Here is an 18,086-nt window from a genome sequence, read left to right as displayed (position 1 = left end):
CAGCCAGCGCGATGTATGCAAGCGGTCAATCTGCTGAGCAGTTGGCTGCTCTCGGGCTTACGGCTGCCGACCTCGATGAGGAAGATGTGGAAGTTTGGCCCTGTAACTGGCCGGCCTTTCTCTTGTTCAACCGCATGTCCACCCAATGGCGAGTTGGCACTGGCGGTGCAGTCGGTCTCGATTACAGCAGCATTCGCGACGTGGCCAGCTTCCTCGGCATCAAGAAAAAGAAACTCGCTGAAATCTTCCCGGACCTCCAAGTGCTGGAAGGCGAAGCCCTGCGCGTTATGGCGGAGGAAAGGGAAAACAGCCCGTAACCACGGGCACTTATTCAAGGTGAGTCGATGAACATTGCAGAACTCGGCGTCAAGATCGACTCGGCCGATGCAATCCAGGCGAAAACGAGCCTGGATGAAATGGCGAAGGCTGGCGGCCGGGCCGAGCAGTCCGCCGTCTCGCTGATGAACGAAATGCAGGCCCTGGAAAAGTCGCTGTCCACCAGCGCTAAATCTACCCAGGACCTGGCGAAGCAGCGTGACGCACTTGCCAAGCTGACGAAGACCGGCGCCTACGGTGAAGCCGAGGCGGCGAAGATCTCCGCGCAGCTCGACAAACAGCAGGTGGCCCTGGCCAAGTCTGCTATGGACGAGCAAAAGGCTCTGAATAGCCTGTTGGGTGCCATCGACCCGGCTCGCGCCGCCATGGCCAAGCTGGATACCCAGGTAGAGCAGCTGGGCAAACATCTGGATGCTGGGCGCTTGAGCCAGGAGGATTACAACAAAGCCCTGAGCAATATCGATAAGGATTACGCAAAGCTCGAAAAAACCAATACCGGTTTCGACAAGCTGCGCCTCGGTACCCGCCAGGCGCAGGAAAACGTCGTGCAGCTGGGTAATGCTCTTTCCTCGGGTGACTGGGGCAGCGGCGTGCGTGCTGTTGCTCAGTTGGGCGCCGGGGCTGGCGCAGGTGCTGCCGGGTTGCTCGCCATCCTGGGCCCGCTGGCGCTTGCAACGGCTGCTGTTGGCGGCCTCGCATACGCCTACTACAAGGGCAGCGAGGAGCAGGACAGTTACAACAAATCGCTGGTCCTCACCGGCAACTACGCGGGGGTGAGTGCCGGGCAACTGGGCGATATGGCGCGTCAGGTGAGCGCAACAGTCGGCACCACCGGTCAGGCCACCGCTGTGCTGGCGCTGCTGGCTGACAACGGCAAGATCGCCGGGGACAGCTTCACCGGCATCACCCAGGCTGCCGTGTCGATGCAGGAAGCCACCGGCAAGGCGGTTAGCGAGACGGTCGCAGAGTTCTCCAAGCTGGCAGACGATCCGGTAAAGACCTCTGCTGCGCTGAACGAACAGTACCACTACCTGACGGCCTCGGTTTATTCGCAAATTGCGGCACTGGAGCAGCAGGGCGATCACGCCGGCGCCGTGAAGCTGGCGACCGAGTCGTATGCCGATGCAATCAACGAGCGCACGCCAAAGATTCTGGAAAACCTGAGCTTCTGGGAGCGGGCGTATAACGCAGTTGCCAAAGCGGCAGATGGACTGAAAAACGCCGGACGTCGTGACATTAATTCGGACATTGAGGACGCGAAGGCCGGATTGCTCGAAGCCCAGAATATGGATGGGTTGTTTCAAAACCAAAAATCAAAGGATGCCCTGATTGAGTTCCGGCAGAATCGCCTAAACATGCTTGAGGACGAAAAGGCGGCCCAGGCTGACATCGCCAAGTGGGAGGGCGAGCAGGCCAAGGCGCAGGGCGATGCTGTTTCGTCGATGGCCAAGATCGATGCTCTAACTAAATCGTCGTGGACGAACGAGCAGAAGCGCACCGAGGCGATCAAGGAGTACAGGCGGCAGCTCGACGATATCCGCAAGGTTGACCCGAAGGATTCGCGGCTCGATCCGTCGGCGATCGACAAGAATATTTCCAATATCAACGACAAGTTCAAGGACCCGAAAACAGCCGGCACTCAGGTTGACATGACGGGCTTCAATGATGCCAAGAACAACCTTGCAGCGATCGTTGATGAGTACAAAAACACCCAGAAGCGACTGGACGCCGCGGAGAAGGCCGGGCTGATTTCTCAGGCCGAATACGCGCTGAAGCGTGAAGCCCTGATCGGCAATCAGCGCGACGAGGTGAACGCAGCCTATGAGGCCGAGATTGCCGCGCTGGAGGCCGTCAAAGGCAAGAAGTCCACGACTGCCGCCCAGAGCATCCAGCTGGACCAGAAGATCGCTGACGCACGCGCAGGGATGGTCAAGGCGCAGAAAGAGGCCGACAGCCAGCTTGAGGTTTTGGCCACCAACGAAACCGGACGCCTGGTCAAGCAGGAGCGGTCAATCATCACCTATGTGCAGGCCCTGGCTCAGCAGCAACGAGCCCTGGAACTTGCCGGCCAACGCGCAGTAATTGGCGTGGGCCAGGGGGACCGCCAGAACGCACTCAACGGCGAACTGAACAGCCAGCAAGACCGGTTTGCTCAGCAGTCGCTGGAGTTGGCCAACCAGAAGTCGGATCCGTCGCGCAATATGTCGGAGGAGGAGTTCAAGCGTAAATCGCAGGCGCTCGCAGACGCGAACAAGGCCGCGACGGACCAGATCCGGCAGAACTACGCGGATGTTGAGGCCGCCCAGGGCGACTGGACGAAGGGCGCAACAGCGGCCTGGGCTAACTACCTGGATTCGGCACAAAACATCGCCGGCCAGACAAAGAGTCTTTTCGGTAATGCCTTCAGCACCATGGAGGATGCGGTTGCCAATTTTGCGATCACTGGGAAGCTGTCTTTTGCTGACTTCACCAAGTCGATTCTGGCCGACATGGCGAGAATTGCCACTCGACAAGCGAGCTCGCAGCTACTCAGCAGCTTGTTTGGCGCGGGGCTGAGCTACTTCGGCGGCGGCGGTGGTTCTGGTGGGGCAAGTCAGGTCGGCTACACCGGAGCCGACCTATCCAACTTCACCCCCGGCAGCATTCAGGCCAAGGGCGGCGCCTGGTCGGGCGGTGTGCAGATGTTCGCCGATGGTGGCGCTTTCACCAACTCAATCGTCAGCAAACCAACTGCGTTCGGCATGGCCGGGGGCAAGACAGGAGTCATGGGGGAGGCGGGCGATGAGGCAATCATGCCGCTCACTCGCACAGCCAACGGCAAGTTGGGTGTTTCTGCGGTCGGAGGCGGCGGTGGCGGGGTAAATCTCAGCCTCAGCATGCCGATCATCCTGAGCGATCAGGAAGCTGGTCGGCCAGATGGTGCTGAGTTCGACGCCGAGACCTTCCAACGCAATATGGAGGCGCGCACACGGCAGGTTGCAGTCGAAGAAATCGCCAAGTCTTGGCGTCAGGGTGGTGTAAGCCGCCGCAACGTGAAGGGGTGATTCATGGCGATTGAGCGATTCACTTGGGCAACAGAGAAGGGCGCGGAGGGCGAAATCACCCAGCGCGTCCGCACAAAGCAGTTTGGCGATGGATACGCCCAGTCGGTCGAGGACGGGATAAACAATCAGTCTGAATCCTGGCCGGTGACCTTCACTGGCTTGGCGTCAAAGATCATGGAGATCCGGGCGTTCCTCGACAGACACAAGGGGGCGAAAGCCTTTCTCTGGACACCACCCTTAGGCGTGCTTGGCCTCTACAAGTGCAACGGCTACAAGCCCGTGCACCGTGGCGGGCAGGTCTACGCCATCACCGCAACCTTCCAACAAACCTTTCACCCCTGAGATAACCGCCCATGGCACTGATCACGGACATCCAGAAACTGGAGCCCGGCGGCGAAATTCGCCTGTTTGAAATTGACGGGACTGAGTACGGCGCGGATTACCTTCGCTTCCACGGTCACGCCATCCCGCACACGCCCGAGGAATTGCTGGCCTATGAAGGCTCAGAACAGGAACTGCCCGCCAAGTCCATCATCTGGCAGGGCGAGGAGTACGCGGCCTGGCCGGTGCAGATCGAAGGAATCGGCTCCAGCAGTGACGGTACAGCCACCCGGCCAACGTTCGCTGCCGGCAACATCAACGGCCGCGTCACCGCGCTCTGCCTGGCGTTTGAGGACCTTCTGAAGTTCAAGCTCACAGTTCGCGAGACGTTGGCCCAGTACCTGGACGCGGCGAACTTCCCCGAGGGTAACCCGAGTGCAGATCCGACCCAGGAGGCTCTGGAGATCTGGTACATCGACCAGAAAACCAGCGAGGACGGCGAAGCGGTGGTCTGGGAGCTGTCCTCCCCTGGCGAGATCGATAACCACGGGCTGCCCGGCCGGCAAATGACGACGTTTTGCCACTGGGCCATGACCAATGGGTACCGCGGGCCGGACTGCGGCTACACCGGCCCGGCCATGTTCGACGACGAGGACAACCCCACGGATGACCCGGCGCTTGACCAGTGCAAGGGCTGTCTGTCGTCCTGCAAGTTGCGGTTCGGTGAGAACGAAGAATTGGGATTCGGGGGATTTCCTGCAGTGAGCCTCGTGTCCAGATCGTAGTAGAATGTCCTTGTGGCTAGGGCATGCAACCCGAAAAGTCGGCACCTAACCGACCTGCCACTCCTTTCCAGTTAGGTCTCACGCTTTAGGGGTGTGAAATGCCAAAGCTTATTGATTTGACGGGCGAGCGGTTTGGCCGACTTACCGTGGTCACGAAATCTACAGATAAATCTCAATTTAAGAGTACGTCGGCAAGATGGTATTGCCTGTGCGATTGCGGCAACGAGAAAGCATATGCGGCTCAGGCGCTCCGCAAAGGCGTGACACAATCATGCGGATGTCTCGATGCCGAAGTAAAGAAAAAGCACGGTATGTATGGCACTCCAACGTATCGCTCTTGGAATAGCATGATCGCTCGCTGTACAAATCCCGAAGCACCGAACTTTGCCAACTATGGCGGCTCTGGGATCTTGGTTAATGAGCGGTGGAGAGATTTTGCCAATTTTTTCGAAGACATGGGGCTAAGGCCAGAGGGCACCACTCTCGACAGGAAAGATTCGGGTGGAAACTATGAGCCCGGCAACTGTCGATGGGCCACGGACAAGCAACAGCAAAGAAATAAAAGCAGCAATCACATGCTGACAGCTAACGGGGAAACTCGGTGCATATCGGAGTGGGCAGAGCTTACCGGGATCAAAAAAGTAACTATACGAGCCAGGGTCCGGAAGGGTTGGACTCACACTGCCGCGGTAAATACGCCGCCAGAGCCAAGGCGAAGCAGAACCGCCGAATGAAAAGGAGCCCACAGAAATGTGGGTTTTTTTATGCGCAAACATTTGTTAAAAGCCATTCAAATTCATGCAGAGGAGTGTTATCCCGCCGAGTCGTGCGGCCTGCTGCTCGCCATCGGTCGCAAGCAGAAGTACTTCCCGTGCCGGAATATCGCCACGGAGCCGAACGAAGAGTTCCAACTCGATCCCGAGGATTATGCTGCGGCGGAAGACTTGGGCGAAGTGATCGGCATCGTTCACTCGCACCCGGACGCCACCAGCAGGCCGTCACCGCACGACCTGGCAATGTGCGAGGCCACGGCCTTGCCCTGGCATATTTTGAGCTGGCCCGAGGGCGACCTGCGCACGATCACGCCGACGGGCAGCACGCCGCTTCTCAAGCGCCCGTTCGTGCACGGTGCTTGGGACTGCTGGCAGGTCTGCGCTGACTGGTATTCCCGCGAGTGGGGCCTGGAATTCGAAACCTTCCAGCGCGCCGATGGTTGGTGGGAGAGTGCGGAGAACGCGAGCCTGTACGAGCAACACTACGAGGCGGCCGGTTTCGTTCGCGTTGACCAACCGCAGCGCGGTGACATGATCGTTATGCAGGTTGGCCGGACGGCTCACCCGAACCACGCTGGCATATACCTCGGCACTGATCCGTCGCTGCCTGGTGAGGATTCAGGTGTGTTCGGTCCGGGCCCCTTCCTGCTGCACCACCTGTACGGCAGGCCATCGGAAATCATCATCTTTGGCGGCCCCTGGCATGACCGGACGCGCCTGATTCTTCGTCATCGTGACGCTCGGTGATACAGTCGCCACTTTCAGGACGAGGATCGATCATGCGGATTTTGATAGCTGCGGCGGTGGTAGCAATGCTGGCGGGGTGTGCCTCATCGGCGATTTCGGTAAGGGATGCGAAACCGGTGCCGTCAGATGAGCTGTACGCCTTCCAGTCCAAGCCGTCCGGCGAAAGCGGGAAGATCACGGTTGTCCGTGACTCCGGCGCGGTCGGTTCAGGCTGCGATATCGTCGTCTACGTGGATGGACGCAAGGCCGCGAAAATAGGTACAGGCCAGCGAGCTACCTTCTACCTGCCACCAGGCTCCCCGAATATCGGCGCCGGTCTCGCCGGTTCAGGCCTGTGTGCCGGGGCTGCAATCCGCACCATCGCAGCGACGGTGCAGTCCGGTAAAGAAAGCCTATACCGCATTAGCGGCGATATGGCCGGGTTCTACATTGGCCCCTATGTCGACTACAACTGAACCAAGAAAGCCATGAAACCGCCTACGGGCGGTTTTTTATTGTCCGGAGAAAGTGATGCAGGCATCAGCGATCAACTATCAACCCATGACCACCATTCGTCTGCATGGGCAACTCCGGCAGTTCGGGAAGTCCTTCAGGCTCGCGGTAAACTCGCCGGCCGAGGCGATCAAGGCACTATGCGTGCAGATCCCTGGGTTCGAGCGGTTCCTGTCTAACGCCAAGTCGCGCGGCCTTGAGTTCGCGGTGTTTCGCGATAAGCGCAATATCGGGGAGAGGGAGCTGAGCTACAACGGTGCCGGAGACATCCGCATTGCGCCCGTGGTCGTAGGCAGCAAGCGCGGCGGTATTCTTCAGACAATCGTCGGCGCGATCTTGATTGTCGTGGGGGTTATTTTCTCGGCGACTCCGTTCGGTACCCCGTTAATTGGGGCAGGCATCGGCCTTGTCGCCGGCGGCGTGATCCAAATGCTCAGCCCACAGGCCGGCGGCCTGAAAACCAGCGCTGCGCCAGAGAACACCCCTGGATACGCCTTTGGCAGCGCCAAGAACACCACTGCATCCGGTAACCCGGTACCGCTCTGCTACGGCAAGCGGCGCGTGGGCGGTGCGATCATCAGTGCCGCCATTTATGCCGAAGACCAGATGTAGGAAGGTTACGGAAGACCGGCTGTGGTGGGCCTCGCCTGTTTTCTAAAGTTAGATGTTCGAATGTATCTAGCGAGCTTCCATAGTCCGGCACCGATAGCCGCTGATATGGCAACCATTAAGAAGTCGAAAAGTCGTGCTCCGATGAGTTCTGGCGTCATAAATGCGAAAAGCATTTTCACTGTGGTAACGAACAGATACACGGAGGAAATCCAAAACCCGACTGACACTGCGTAAAGCGGTATCGACAGGGTTGTGCGTAGCCAGGTAGGGGCTTTATTCATCAGCAGGTACTTCCTTGAAGGCTGAGAGGAGCGCCCCATGGTAAGGGCTTCTCTTGCAAAGTCCAATATCGATACCGTCATACGAAACGCCACCAAGCCGCCCACGAGGCGGTTTTTTTTGCCTGGAGAAAAGCATGGGCGCAGCACAGAAGCTCGAAATCTACGGCGCCAAGGGCGGCTCCGATAAGCCAAAAACGCCAACCGAGGCGCCGGATAGTCTGCGTTCTGTCGCTATAGCCAAGATGCTGATTGCGGTCGGGGAGGGCGAGTTTGAAGGCACGCCCACGGCTAAGGACATCTACCTCGACAACACCCCGCTGCAAGACCCTCAGGGCAACATGAACTTCCCGAACGTGAAGTGGGAGTGGCGCACCGGGGCGGTAGATCAGTCGTATATCCAGGGCATTCCCTCAATCGAGAACGAAACCACCATCAGTACCGAGCTGCGTAGCGGCACACCATGGGTTCGGGCCATCACCAATACCCAGCTTTCGGCTGTGCGCGTGCGTTTCGCCTGGCCGGCGCTCCAGTCGGTAGATGCCGGTGGCAACATTAACGGTTACGCGATCGGCTACAAGGTCGAGCTGGCTACTGATGGCGGCGCTTATCAGGAGGTTCTGAATGAGGCCGTGTCTGGAAAGACCACCAGTCTTTACGAGCGCACCCGCCGAATCGATTTGCCTAAGGCAACCACCGGCTGGCTGATGCGCATCACTCGTCTGACGCCCAACCAGAACAACAACAAAATCTCCGACACGATGCAGATTGCCGGCTTCACCGAGGTGATCGACGCGAAGATCCGCTACCCAAATACTGCGCTGCTATACATCGAGTTTTCAGCCGAACAGTTCCGCAGCATCCCGGCAGTAACCGTCGAGACTAAGCTGAAGAAGATGCAGGTGCCGAGCAACTATGACCCAGTTTCGCGCTCATACAGTGGCGTCTGGGATGGGACCTTCAAGCAGGCGTGGACCGATAACGCGGTCTGGATGACTTACGACATCACCACTGCGGACCGCTTCGGCCTGGGCCGCCGCATCAAGCCTTGGATGGTGGACAAGTGGGAGCTGTACCGCATCTCGCAGTACTGCGACCAGTTGGTGCCGGACGGGAAGGGCGGGCAGGAGCCGCGCTTCATCTGCAACATGAATCTGCAGAGTAAGGCTGATGCTTGGTCGCTGCTGCGCGATATCTCGGCGATCTACCGGGGGATGACCTATTGGGCCCAGGGTCAAGTGTTCACCCTGTCGGATATGCCGCGGGCCACTGACTTCGATTTTGCCTACACACGGGCCAACGTCCTCGATGGTAAGTTCACGTACTCCAGTGCGTCGGAGCGAACCCGGTACACGCGTGCGCTGATCAGCTACGACAACCCGCTGAACAACTACGACACTGACGTCACGGCCGTGACTGACCAAAAGCTACAGCGGCGCTACGGCGACAATCCGCTGGAGATCAGTGCTATCGGCTGCACGCGTGAATCTGAGGCCCAGCGCCGCGGGAAGTGGGCGCTGCTGACCAACTCCAAGGACCGGGCCGTTACCTTCAAAGTTGGCTTGGACGGGCGTATTCCGTTGCCTGGCTACGTAATCCCGATCGCCGACGAACTGCTGGCCGGTCGGCCCGTGGGCGGGCGTATCTCGTCGGTGAACGGCAAGGTCATCACCCTGGACCGCGACACCCAAGCCAAGCCTGGCGATAGGCTGATCCTCAACTTGCCCGACGGTAAGTGCGAAGGCCGCACCGTGCAACTCGTCAGTGGTCGGCAGGTGACCGTCACCGTTGCTTATTCGGTCGCACCCGAGCCTGAGTTGGTCTGGGCGCTCGACGCTGACGACCTGGCCATCCCGTTGTACCGCGTGGTCAGCGTGGCCAGGCCAGAGCCTGGCGTGTTCGAGATCTCGGCGATTCAGTACGACCCGAGCAAGTTTGCTCACATCGACACTGGCGCGCGGTTGGAAGAGCGCCCGATCAGCGTCATCCCGATCACTGTGGTTCCGCCACCGGCCACCGTCACACTGACATCCAGCTACGCCGTGAACCAGGGCATAGCGATCAGCACCATGAATATCTCGTGGCCTGCCGTGACCGGCGCAGTCGCCTATGACGTGGAGTGGCGCAAGGACAACGGCAACTGGATCAAGGTGCAGCGCACCGGCTCGACCAGCGTGGACGTCACCGGCATCTACTCAGGCGCTTACCTGGCCCGAGTGCGTGCTGTGAGCGCCTTCGAGATCTCGTCGATTTGGAAAAGCTCAAACCTGACCAACCTGGAAGGGAAGGTCGGCCTGCCGCCGGCGGTGTCGTTCCTCACAACCACCAGCGAGCTTTTCGGCATCGGCATCAAGTGGGGATTCCCTGCTGGCGCCGAAGACACCCAGCGTACCGAGCTGTGGTATGGCCCGGCAAACAACCTGCAGGCGGCGACCAAACTGGCCGACCTGGCTTATCCGCAGGCCGACTACCGCATGCAGCAACTGCTGGCGGGCGCAACTCTGTTCTTCTGGGCGCGCCTGGTGGACCGTACCGGCAACATCGGGCCGTTCTACCCGGTGGTAAACGGCGTGATGGGCCAGGCCAGCTCGGATGCCGGGCCGATTCTTGAGCAGATCAAGGGGCAAATCGATGAGTCGTCCCTTGGCCAGCTGCTGAAGGATCGCATCAACCTCATCGACGGTAATGGGCCTGGCTCGGTGAATAGCCGCATCGACGCTGCCAAGGACGAGTTGGAAGGGCTGATTGACCAGATCGTTGACGCGCTTGAATACGACCCGGCCAAGGCGTACGCGCTGAACGATATCGTGCGAGTAGGGCAGCACCTCTATCAAGCAATTGGGGCGGTGCCCGCTGGCAATTCGCCGCCGAACGCCACTTACTGGGTCGATATCGGCACGGTAACGCAGACGGTGAACGCGCTGGTCACGCAAGTTCAGCAGAACTCGGCGACGATCAACCAGCACGGCCAAGACATCACCGCCCAGGCTTCGCAGCTCAATGCGGTGAAGGCCACGGTGAACGATCCTGTCACCGGTGTGACGGCTACGGCCAGCGGGCTTAGCACCCTCAAGGCATCGGTGACCACGCTCGACGGCAAAGTCAACACCACGGCGGAGCGGGTAGAAGGCATTTACTTGCAGGTAAACCCGCCGCTTCAGGGCGATAGCAGCGCGCTGATGGGGTCAGAGACAGCCTACGTTGGTGTCTGGTCTACCCAGTCCGCTCTGATCGAGGGCGACCTGGTTCAGGGCCAAAAGACGGAAGCAGTTGAGGTTAAGGTGGCAAACAACGCGGCCGCCATCGCTACCGAGCAAACCGCCCGGCTCACTGCAGAGGGTGCGTTATCTACCAGCATTGAAACGGTCAAGACTGCTGTAAATGGCAATACCTTGGCGATCCAGACCAACACCTCAGCCATCCAAACGGTTGACGGCAAGGTCACGGGTAGCTGGTCGGTGCGGATGCAGTACGAAACCGCTACTGGGCTCTACAAGTACGCAGGTATCGGGCTGGGTCTGGAAAACGGCCCAGGCGGATTGCAGTCGCAGTTCATCATCGATGCCGACCGTTTCGCCATCGGTCAGGCTGGAACGGTGCCGTTTGCAGTAACTGGTGGGCAGACCTTCATCAACGCCGCATTCATCCAGGACGGCACGATCACGAACGCCAAGATCGGCAACTACATCCAGTCCAACAACTACGTTGCAGGCCAGTCGGGATGGAAGCTTTTCTTTGATGGGACATTCGAGATTAACGGAGTTGTACCTGGTCAGGGGCGATCCATGATGACCAACCGTTCTTTGCGCTTCTGGGACGTAAACGGAGTTAAGCGAGTTCAAATTGGAGATCTTACCGAGTGAGTAGCGGAATAAAGATATGGGGCGCTAATGGCGCCCTTCAGCTTGACGAGAACTCGTTTACAGTGAGGATTGTTTATTCAGCACTCATACCACTTTCAAGCACCGGGTCTGTTATACAGATACCCGGAGTTACACCGGCAACCTGCACGGCATTTTGCGTGCCGAATACCAGTTCATGGAATGGTAGTTCAACGAGCCAAGACGCCAACGTCGCTCAGTACGATGTGCAAGTTCTCGATGGTGGCGTTATTGTCCGCTCAAGGAACAGGAATTACCCACAAGGAGCAGTTGCGGTTTCAACACAAAGATTACTTGTTTTGAGATATAGATAATGGCCTACGGTCTCACGTTCCTAAACTCTTCAGGCGTCGTAACCCTCGACTCCGAATTCTCTAGGCTTGTCATAATTTACTCGGGAAGGTACTCGGGAGGAGGGGCTATATTTCCATCACCAGTCACCTCTCAGGAGCCCCCGCTTATATTTGCCAGGCCCGATTCAAGCGCCAACTTCCAATGGGTGCGAATTGCCGGTAGCCCGGGTAATTGGACCGGATGGTCTAACTCGTCTTCGGCGGGCGTCCCCGGCTCTTACTTCCTGGCGGCTTATGAGTCAAAGCCTACGGATACTTACGGGATGCGGATATGGGGTGGCAGCTCAAAGCTGCTTTTTGATAGCGGTACGCCTTGCGCTCAGTTCACCACCGTTATCACCGCGTGGACGTTCAATGGCTCCGTCAATAACTCACCGGGCCGGTGGTCGTTCTATTGGTCTGCTCCATCTCCGCTTAGCAACGGCGACTACATGTTGATAAACAACATTGCCCAGGATATCCCGGGGGGAGACACCTTTTCCAAGCTTACATGCACGTTCAATTACCAAACGAACACGGTGAATGTCTTGCTACAAAACATTGGTGATTTCAACGGGAATAATTTGTTTCTGCCTGTGTTGTTTGCAAAACAAATAAGTTAGTGGAGGCAACATGGCAAGACAAGAAATAAATCTAGGAACTGCGCCTACAGGTGCCGGTGGAGACACTACGCGGAGCACTGGAGCCAAGATAAATGTTATGACGACTGAGTTATACGCTCGCACCGACAACCTTACTCCTACTGCCTACGCGGCACTCGTGGGAAGCGCAAGTGGCGGTGCAGTGTTTGAGACTGGGACCAATGCAAATGGTAGATATATTCGATATGCAGACGGAACCCAAATTTGTTTTGGAGTTGTCGCAAGGTCTTGCGCTGCTACCAATGCTTTAGGGTCGCTGTTCTATGGGTATGCAAATAGTATTACTTTTTCCGCTGGGTTTCTTGAGGCTCCCGCATTTGTTTGCCAGTCGTTTTCCTCGGGTGTCATTACGTGGGATGGTAGCGGCGGATCAACTGCCGGTATTGGAGTTCCTTTGATACTATCTACTTCATCTTTAGCTGCTCGTAGTTATACGTGCAACTATATGGCAATAGGTAAATGGAAATGATCATTAAGCTGGTTTCGACTAGGTCCGATGATAATCTTGAGATTATTAAGTTTGGTGACGTTCTTACAATAAATGGTGTTGTTCTGGACTTTGGCCCACTGCCGGATGGCGCAACGCTGCCTGCGCAAGCGATCGGTTGCCAATGGATAAACGATGCTGTCGAGAGAGTTGACGGTAATCTCGTGGTAACAGTCACGATGCCCGTCGGGCCAGGTGCTGGGCAAAAATCTTGGTACCCGGACGACATAATTAACCCGCCAGATGGACGTGTAGCGTTGCCCACCGATCTTGATCCAAGGCCTAGCCAAGAGGTGATGGAATGATCGATTTCAGCCAAGTCGTGACAGTAGAGAAGAAAAGAGCCGAGGAATACCGAACCGCTCTTGAAACGGCGCGCTCGCGACGTCGTGCCGCATATCAAGTTGAGTCGGACCCGATTCGATTGGAGATCGCATACGACGCTCTCTTGAAGGGCGTTGCTCCGGACTTTGGCCCTTGGGTCGAATCGGTGACAGCCATCAAGGAACGATACCCGCTACCGCCCGTGCCTGGTTAACCGCTTTGTACGATCCGCCATCACCCGCCCTGAGCGGGTATTTTTTTGCCTGGAGAAAAGTATGCCGATCACTGAAACCCGTGGGGTGCGCAACCGTAACCCCGGCAACATCGACTACAACCCGGCCAACCAATGGCAGGGCCAGCTCAAGCCCGACCCATCGGTCGAGAAACGATTCGCTAGGTTCGATTCGCCCGAGAACGGTATCCGCGCCCTTGGTAAAACCCTGCTGACCTACCAGCGCAAGTACGGGCTCAAGACCGTGAAGGCAATCATTAGCCGGTGGGCACCCTCGGCAGAGAACGACACGGCCGCCTATGTGCGGGCCGTTGAGATGAGTACCGGTACCCAGCCTGGCGCTGAGATCGATTTGACCACACCGAAAGTTATGACTGGATTCATCAAGGCGATCATCCATCACGAGAACGCTGGGTATGCCTACCCTGATGCCGTGCTGGCGGAAGGCGTGCGGCGGGCGCTGGTATGACGTCCGTTCAGAAGCTTGCGCTGGTACTCCTGGCCATGCTCGTGAGTTTCGGCGCTGCCTGGCAGGTGCAGGAGTGGCGAATGGGCGAGAAGCTCGCCGAGCAGTTAGCAGAGCAGGGTGCGGCGCACCAGAAAGCTTTGGACGCGATAACCGACGAGGCCTGGCGGCAACAAAAGGCCGAACAGGATAAGCGCTTGGCCCTAGAGCAGCGCGTCGCCACCGCAGACCAACAACATACCAAGGAATTATCCGATGCCCAGCGCAACCAGGCTATGCTGCGTGACCGCCTTGCTACTGCTGATGTGCGGCTGTCAGTCCTCCTTGCCGAGGACTCAGCCAGTAGCGGCAACGTGCCTACCACCCCCGGCGCCGCAGGCGTGGTTCATGCAACCCGTCGAGCCCAACTTGACCCAGCGCATGCTCAAAGAATTATCGCCATCACCGACGACGGGGATAACGCCGTGATATCGCTGCGGGCGTGCCAGGCGTATGTCAGAGCTATTGCTCACTGACAGGCCTGATCAGCTCAGGCCCTTTGTTGCGTACGTTGCCCACGGCTTTATCGACCTTGAACCATTCGAACACCTCCGATGGCTCGCCTTGGCGCAACACCATCTGCTCGGCTCGCTCCTTGGGTGTGGCCGGGTCCAGCCATTCCCGGGCCAGTTCAGGCGTCAGCACCACGGGCCGCCGGTCGTGAATGTCCACCATGCCGCCGGCACTGTCGGCGGTGATGATCACAAAGCCGTCATGCTCGCCCTGGCCTTCATCGACGTCTGGCAGTTGGCCAATTGAGGCGCACAAAACCGGGGCACGGTCCCGGCGGCGGATCAGGTAGGGCTGTTTCTTCGGTCCGCCTTCATCCACCCACTCAAACCAGTTATCAATTGGCGCGATTACCCGGTGCGGCCAGATCGCCCGGAAGAAGGGGCCGTGCGCGACCCTCTCAGCGCGGGCGTTGATCGGCGCGGCCCTGTCTTTGGCCCAATGAGGTCGCCACCCCCAAGGCACGGAATCGACGCGCAGCAGGTCATCCTGAATGTGCAACAACGCAACCCGGTCTGTCCGGGCGATGTTGTAGCGCTCAATCGGTTGATCGCCAACCGAGTTCGCCAGGGCGTTGGGCATGCTCAGAGCCGCGACGAAGTCATGAATGCCGCTGTACTGTGAAAGGCGTCCACACATTGTCTTCTCCGCTCGTCGGTACCGATGAACAGCCGGAGTCCGGCCAATCTCTACACTGTAGACATTGGCCTTGGGTATTCGTCATGACGATCAACATTGAGCGGGCTAACGCAGTGCAAGCCTGGTTCGCGCTGCGCGGCGACCCCGCCTTCATATCAACGACGCCGGAGGATCGCTATGAAATCCGCCTCGCCCTGGCCGATGATCTGAAAGCCTACGGCGCAATAGACGGCAAGGAATGGCAGGAGCTGGTCGAAGAGGCGGCCGCTGGCTATTCAGATGAGGTGGGTTGACTCGCCCGCTTGTCAGATATCTCTTACATCAAATTGACCCAAAGTCGCCTGCAATATTAACTGTACATTCGTACAGTATCTGTAGAAGGCTGCGTCATGAGCTTCGCAATTTTAGGTCCTATCGCCGAGGGTGGCACGAAGCTGCCTTTCTGCTCGTTTCGAGTACCTGCGGGATTTCCATCGCCCGCGGCTGACCATATCGAGCAGCACATCTCATTGGATGAGGTCTTAAATATTCGGGCGCCGCACGTTTATCTGATCGCCATTACCGGTGAAAGCATGCAGGGGGCCGGGATTTTCGAGGGAGATCTCGCAGTGGTGGATCGATCCATTGAGCCTGCCCACGGCCATATCGTCGTGGCATTGCTCAACAACGATCCAATGTGCAAGCGGCTTTGCAAGCGCGGGAAAGAAGTCATTCTTTTATCGGAGAACCCGAAGTACCCGGCGCGGTATATTTTAGAGGGTGACGAACTGTCGATCTGGGGCGTTATCACCAGCACAGTGCGCAGTCATGTCTAATCCGCCGGTGTTCGCACTCGTCGACTGCAACCGTTTCTATGCAAGCTGTGAGCGCGTCTTTCGCCCGGATCTGGCTCGCACTCCGATTGTCGTCTTGAGCAATAACGATGGCTGTGTCATTGCGCGCAGCTATGAAGCCTCTCCCTTCGTCAAAATGGGCGAACCGTATTTTCAGATCAGGCACAAGCTTAGACAGCACGGGATTGTCGCCTTCTCTTCTAATTACGCGTTGTACGGCGACATGAGCCAGCGAGTCATGAGCGTAATTGAATCGCTGGTTCCAGCTGTTGAGGTGTATTCGATTGACGAGGCTTTTGCGGATCTGACAGGAATCAGGGATCTGGATCCCCTGGGCAGGAACATTCGCGCTCAGGTGCTACGCAGCACTGGTATTACAGTCGGTGTTGGTATTGCTGGGACAAAGACCTTGGCCAAGTTGGCAAACCACACAGCGAAGCGCCTGCAGGCCCAAACTGGGGGCGTTGTAAACATCACCGATCCCGTCAAGCGCGATTGGGTGCTGCGCAACACTGACGTGTGCGAGGTGTGGGGCGTAGGACGGAAAATGAAACTTCACCTGGACGCCATGGGCATCAAATCAGCGATGGACCTTGCCAAAGCCGATCCCTGGACGTTGCGCAAAAAATTCAGCGTGGTGATCGAGAAAACAGCGCGGGAGCTGGCCGGCACCTCTTGCCTGGAGTTGGACGAGCCAGATCCTCCAAAGCAGGAAATCTGCTGCAGCCGGATGTTCGGCATGCGGCTGACGGAACTGGCACCGATCAAGGAGGCCGTGGCCACCTACATGATGCGGGCTTCGGAAAAGCTGCGCGCGCAGAACTCGCTGTGCAAAAAGGTCCGTGTCTGCATCCGCACCGGGATGTTCAACCCGGAGGAGGCGAAGTATGCCAATGGCGTGGTGGTGGATATGCCGTATCCCACTGACGACGTGCGATTGCTGACCAAGGCGGCGGTGGACGCCCTGGATCGAATTTTTCGACCAGGCTTCAAATACAGCAAGGCTGAGGTGATGTTGCTCAACCTTTGCCAGCCAGGCGAATACACGGATGATCTATTCGCGGTGTCTCAGCCGACAGAAGCCACCAGAGTGATGAGTGTGCTGGACCAGATCAATGACAGGTGGGGAAGGGGGACGTTGCGTTCGGCAAGTGTGCCCACGAACCCAGGCTGGGGTATGCGCCGAGAGATGATGAGCCAGAGCTATACCACGAAGCTTGATCAGCTCTGGTCGGTCGCTTGCAAGTAGGGGAATTTATTCAGTCTGCAGGACGCCACATATCAGGGCCGTGGCCCCCTCAGAACGTTCAGTTCCAGAAGCAGCCGCTGGTTCTCACGAAATAGTAAATCGTTCTGCGATGCGATCATCTTAAGTTCGTAAATCTGATTCACTTTTTGTGAACTCTCAAAATTTAAGGTACCCACCTGTTGCCGCAGCTTCGTCGCCTCGGCTTCCGCAGCTGCTTTTCCTGTGGCGAGCAGGTCGTTCATCTGGACGAGGCCGGCGACGTTTGCCCGTGCCTTGCTCAGCAGGCGATAGGCGGTCGTCAGCTCATCCTCGAGCAGCGCGCATTGGTGCTTGTACATTTCCAGGGGTGTAGGGCATCCAAGCCACGTCGAGGTGTCTTCGTCGATGTTGTTCATTTGGGTAACTCAAATACTGTATGTGTGTACAGTAATCGAGGTTTGAGCGTTGTGCGATTTGAGGCGACGGGAGGTGTGGTTTCCGGATGGACTACTCACTCAGGAGTCATGAGGACGGCCAGGGTCAGCTTTATGAACTCTTCGTTCTCGTCGATGGTATGCAGAGCGCCGCGTACGTTTTCAGCTACGTCGGCGGAGCCACGCTGCTCGACCCAGTTCGATAGCTCCATGATGGAAGCCTCAAGGGCCTGTTGGTTTTCGTAGAGCTTTGAGAGCAGGGAGGGGAGTAGGTCTGAGTTGGGCATCGGCGTTCCTCTGGTGGAGTGAACAGCTTAGCAGCGGTGCTTTGGGTTGGTTTGTGTTCGTCGGCAGGACGCCGGGGGAGGGTAGGAATCTCGTACCAATTTTTGTACCAATGACCGCGTTTTGCTATCGAGCGGCGAGTATCACAAAGTAGGCAAACCCCCGGTTTTGCTGGGGATTGCCACTTTGCACAACCTTGCGATACTCAAAATTAATATTAGGAGTATGGATGAAGAACTGTCGAATGTTCTTCTGAAACCGGACGAAAGTGCTTAAAAACAAACAATAAAAGGTTTTATTACGTGCATTAAAAAGCCCCGCGATAAGGCGGGGCTTTTTCAGTGCG

The 18,086-nt window shown here is 57.6% G+C and carries 18 protein-coding genes; 15 read left to right on the top strand and 3 right to left on the bottom strand.

What is annotated here, in order from left to right:
- The first annotated feature begins 11 nt into the window (after nt 1–11).
- The 12 genes from EXW71_RS04810 (at nt 12) to EXW71_RS04745 (ending at nt 14,287) form a co-directional block, all read left to right on the top strand.
- Nucleotides 12–317, top strand: coding sequence for a DUF1799 domain-containing protein (locus tag EXW71_RS04810; protein ID WP_134657767.1), 306 nt, complete (start codon nt 12–14; stop codon nt 315–317).
- Between the two features lie 27 nt (nt 318–344).
- Entirely contained in the window at nt 345–3,380 is a 3,036-nt protein-coding gene (locus EXW71_RS04805; protein WP_134657766.1) for a phage tail tape measure protein, read from the top strand.
- A gap of 3 nt (nt 3,381–3,383) precedes the next feature.
- Nucleotides 3,384–3,722, top strand: coding sequence for a phage tail protein (locus EXW71_RS04800; RefSeq protein ID WP_134657765.1), 339 nt, complete (start codon nt 3,384–3,386; stop codon nt 3,720–3,722).
- 11 nt (nt 3,723–3,733) lie between these two features.
- The gene (locus EXW71_RS04795; protein WP_134657764.1) at nt 3,734–4,486 is read left to right on the top strand and encodes a phage minor tail protein L; all 753 of its coding nucleotides are present in this window, start codon (nt 3,734–3,736) and stop codon (nt 4,484–4,486) included.
- 764 nt (nt 4,487–5,250) lie between these two features.
- Nucleotides 5,251–6,006 (top strand): C40 family peptidase, encoded by a 756-nt coding sequence (locus EXW71_RS04790; protein WP_134657763.1) that lies wholly within the window; start codon nt 5,251–5,253, stop codon nt 6,004–6,006.
- Nucleotides 6,007–6,038: 32 nt separating this feature from the next.
- A complete protein-coding gene (locus tag EXW71_RS04785) occupies nt 6,039–6,461 on the top strand; it encodes a hypothetical protein (protein ID WP_134657762.1) in 423 nt (140 codons plus the stop codon).
- A gap of 55 nt (nt 6,462–6,516) precedes the next feature.
- Nucleotides 6,517–7,110 carry a tail assembly protein gene (locus EXW71_RS04780; RefSeq protein WP_134657761.1) on the top strand — a complete coding sequence of 198 codons (594 nt, stop codon included), beginning with the start codon at nt 6,517–6,519 and terminating at the stop codon, nt 7,108–7,110.
- A 415-nt stretch (nt 7,111–7,525) separates the two neighbouring features.
- Entirely contained in the window at nt 7,526–11,251 is a 3,726-nt protein-coding gene (locus EXW71_RS04775) for a phage tail protein (protein ID WP_134657760.1), read from the top strand.
- 1,471 nt (nt 11,252–12,722) lie between these two features.
- Nucleotides 12,723–13,055, top strand: coding sequence for a hypothetical protein (locus EXW71_RS04760; protein WP_256657076.1), 333 nt, complete (start codon nt 12,723–12,725; stop codon nt 13,053–13,055).
- Nucleotides 13,052–13,288, top strand: coding sequence for a hypothetical protein (locus EXW71_RS04755; RefSeq protein WP_134657757.1), 237 nt, complete (start codon nt 13,052–13,054; stop codon nt 13,286–13,288). Before EXW71_RS04760 ends, EXW71_RS04755 begins: the two co-directional genes overlap by 4 nt.
- A gap of 61 nt (nt 13,289–13,349) precedes the next feature.
- Nucleotides 13,350–13,775 carry a structural protein gene (locus tag EXW71_RS04750; protein ID WP_134657756.1) on the top strand — a complete coding sequence of 142 codons (426 nt, stop codon included), beginning with the start codon at nt 13,350–13,352 and terminating at the stop codon, nt 13,773–13,775.
- Nucleotides 13,772–14,287 (top strand): lysis system i-spanin subunit Rz, encoded by a 516-nt coding sequence (locus EXW71_RS04745; RefSeq protein ID WP_134657755.1) that lies wholly within the window; start codon nt 13,772–13,774, stop codon nt 14,285–14,287. The genes EXW71_RS04750 and EXW71_RS04745 overlap by 4 nt, the downstream gene beginning before the upstream one ends.
- Here the strand turns inward: EXW71_RS04745 and EXW71_RS04740 are convergent.
- Complete coding sequence (locus EXW71_RS04740; protein WP_134657754.1) at nt 14,274–14,960, bottom strand: SOS response-associated peptidase family protein; 687 nt, start codon at nt 14,958–14,960, stop codon at nt 14,274–14,276. The two genes, EXW71_RS04745 and EXW71_RS04740, sit on opposite strands and share 14 nt — an antisense overlap.
- Before the next feature lie 83 nt (nt 14,961–15,043).
- Between EXW71_RS04740 and EXW71_RS04735 the strand changes: the two genes are divergently transcribed.
- The 3 genes from EXW71_RS04735 (at nt 15,044) to umuC (ending at nt 17,042) form a co-directional block, all read left to right on the top strand.
- Complete coding sequence (locus EXW71_RS04735; protein ID WP_134657753.1) at nt 15,044–15,253, top strand: hypothetical protein; 210 nt, start codon at nt 15,044–15,046, stop codon at nt 15,251–15,253.
- A gap of 96 nt (nt 15,254–15,349) precedes the next feature.
- On the top strand, nt 15,350–15,775 hold the full coding sequence (locus tag EXW71_RS04730; RefSeq protein ID WP_134657752.1) for a LexA family transcriptional regulator: 426 nt from the start codon (nt 15,350–15,352) through the stop codon (nt 15,773–15,775).
- Complete coding sequence (umuC, locus tag EXW71_RS04725; RefSeq protein ID WP_134657751.1) at nt 15,768–17,042, top strand: translesion error-prone DNA polymerase V subunit UmuC; 1,275 nt, start codon at nt 15,768–15,770, stop codon at nt 17,040–17,042. The genes EXW71_RS04730 and umuC overlap by 8 nt, the downstream gene beginning before the upstream one ends.
- A 32-nt stretch (nt 17,043–17,074) precedes the next feature.
- On the opposite strand, the gene EXW71_RS04720 is transcribed toward umuC, so the two are convergent.
- On the bottom strand, nt 17,075–17,437 hold the full coding sequence (locus EXW71_RS04720) for a hypothetical protein (RefSeq protein WP_134657750.1): 363 nt from the start codon (nt 17,435–17,437) through the stop codon (nt 17,075–17,077).
- 95 nt (nt 17,438–17,532) lie between these two features.
- A complete protein-coding gene (locus EXW71_RS04715) occupies nt 17,533–17,742 on the bottom strand; it encodes a hypothetical protein (RefSeq protein WP_134657749.1) in 210 nt (69 codons plus the stop codon).
- Nucleotides 17,743–18,086: the final 344 nt, after the last annotated feature.

Origin of the sequence: Pseudomonas sp. BCA17 (assembly GCF_004519405.1) — a bacterium.
Taxonomy (GTDB): Bacteria; Pseudomonadota; Gammaproteobacteria; order Pseudomonadales; family Pseudomonadaceae; genus Aquipseudomonas.
Note: the sequence above shows the minus strand (reverse complement) of the source record. Positions and strands in the feature narration are given on the sequence as shown.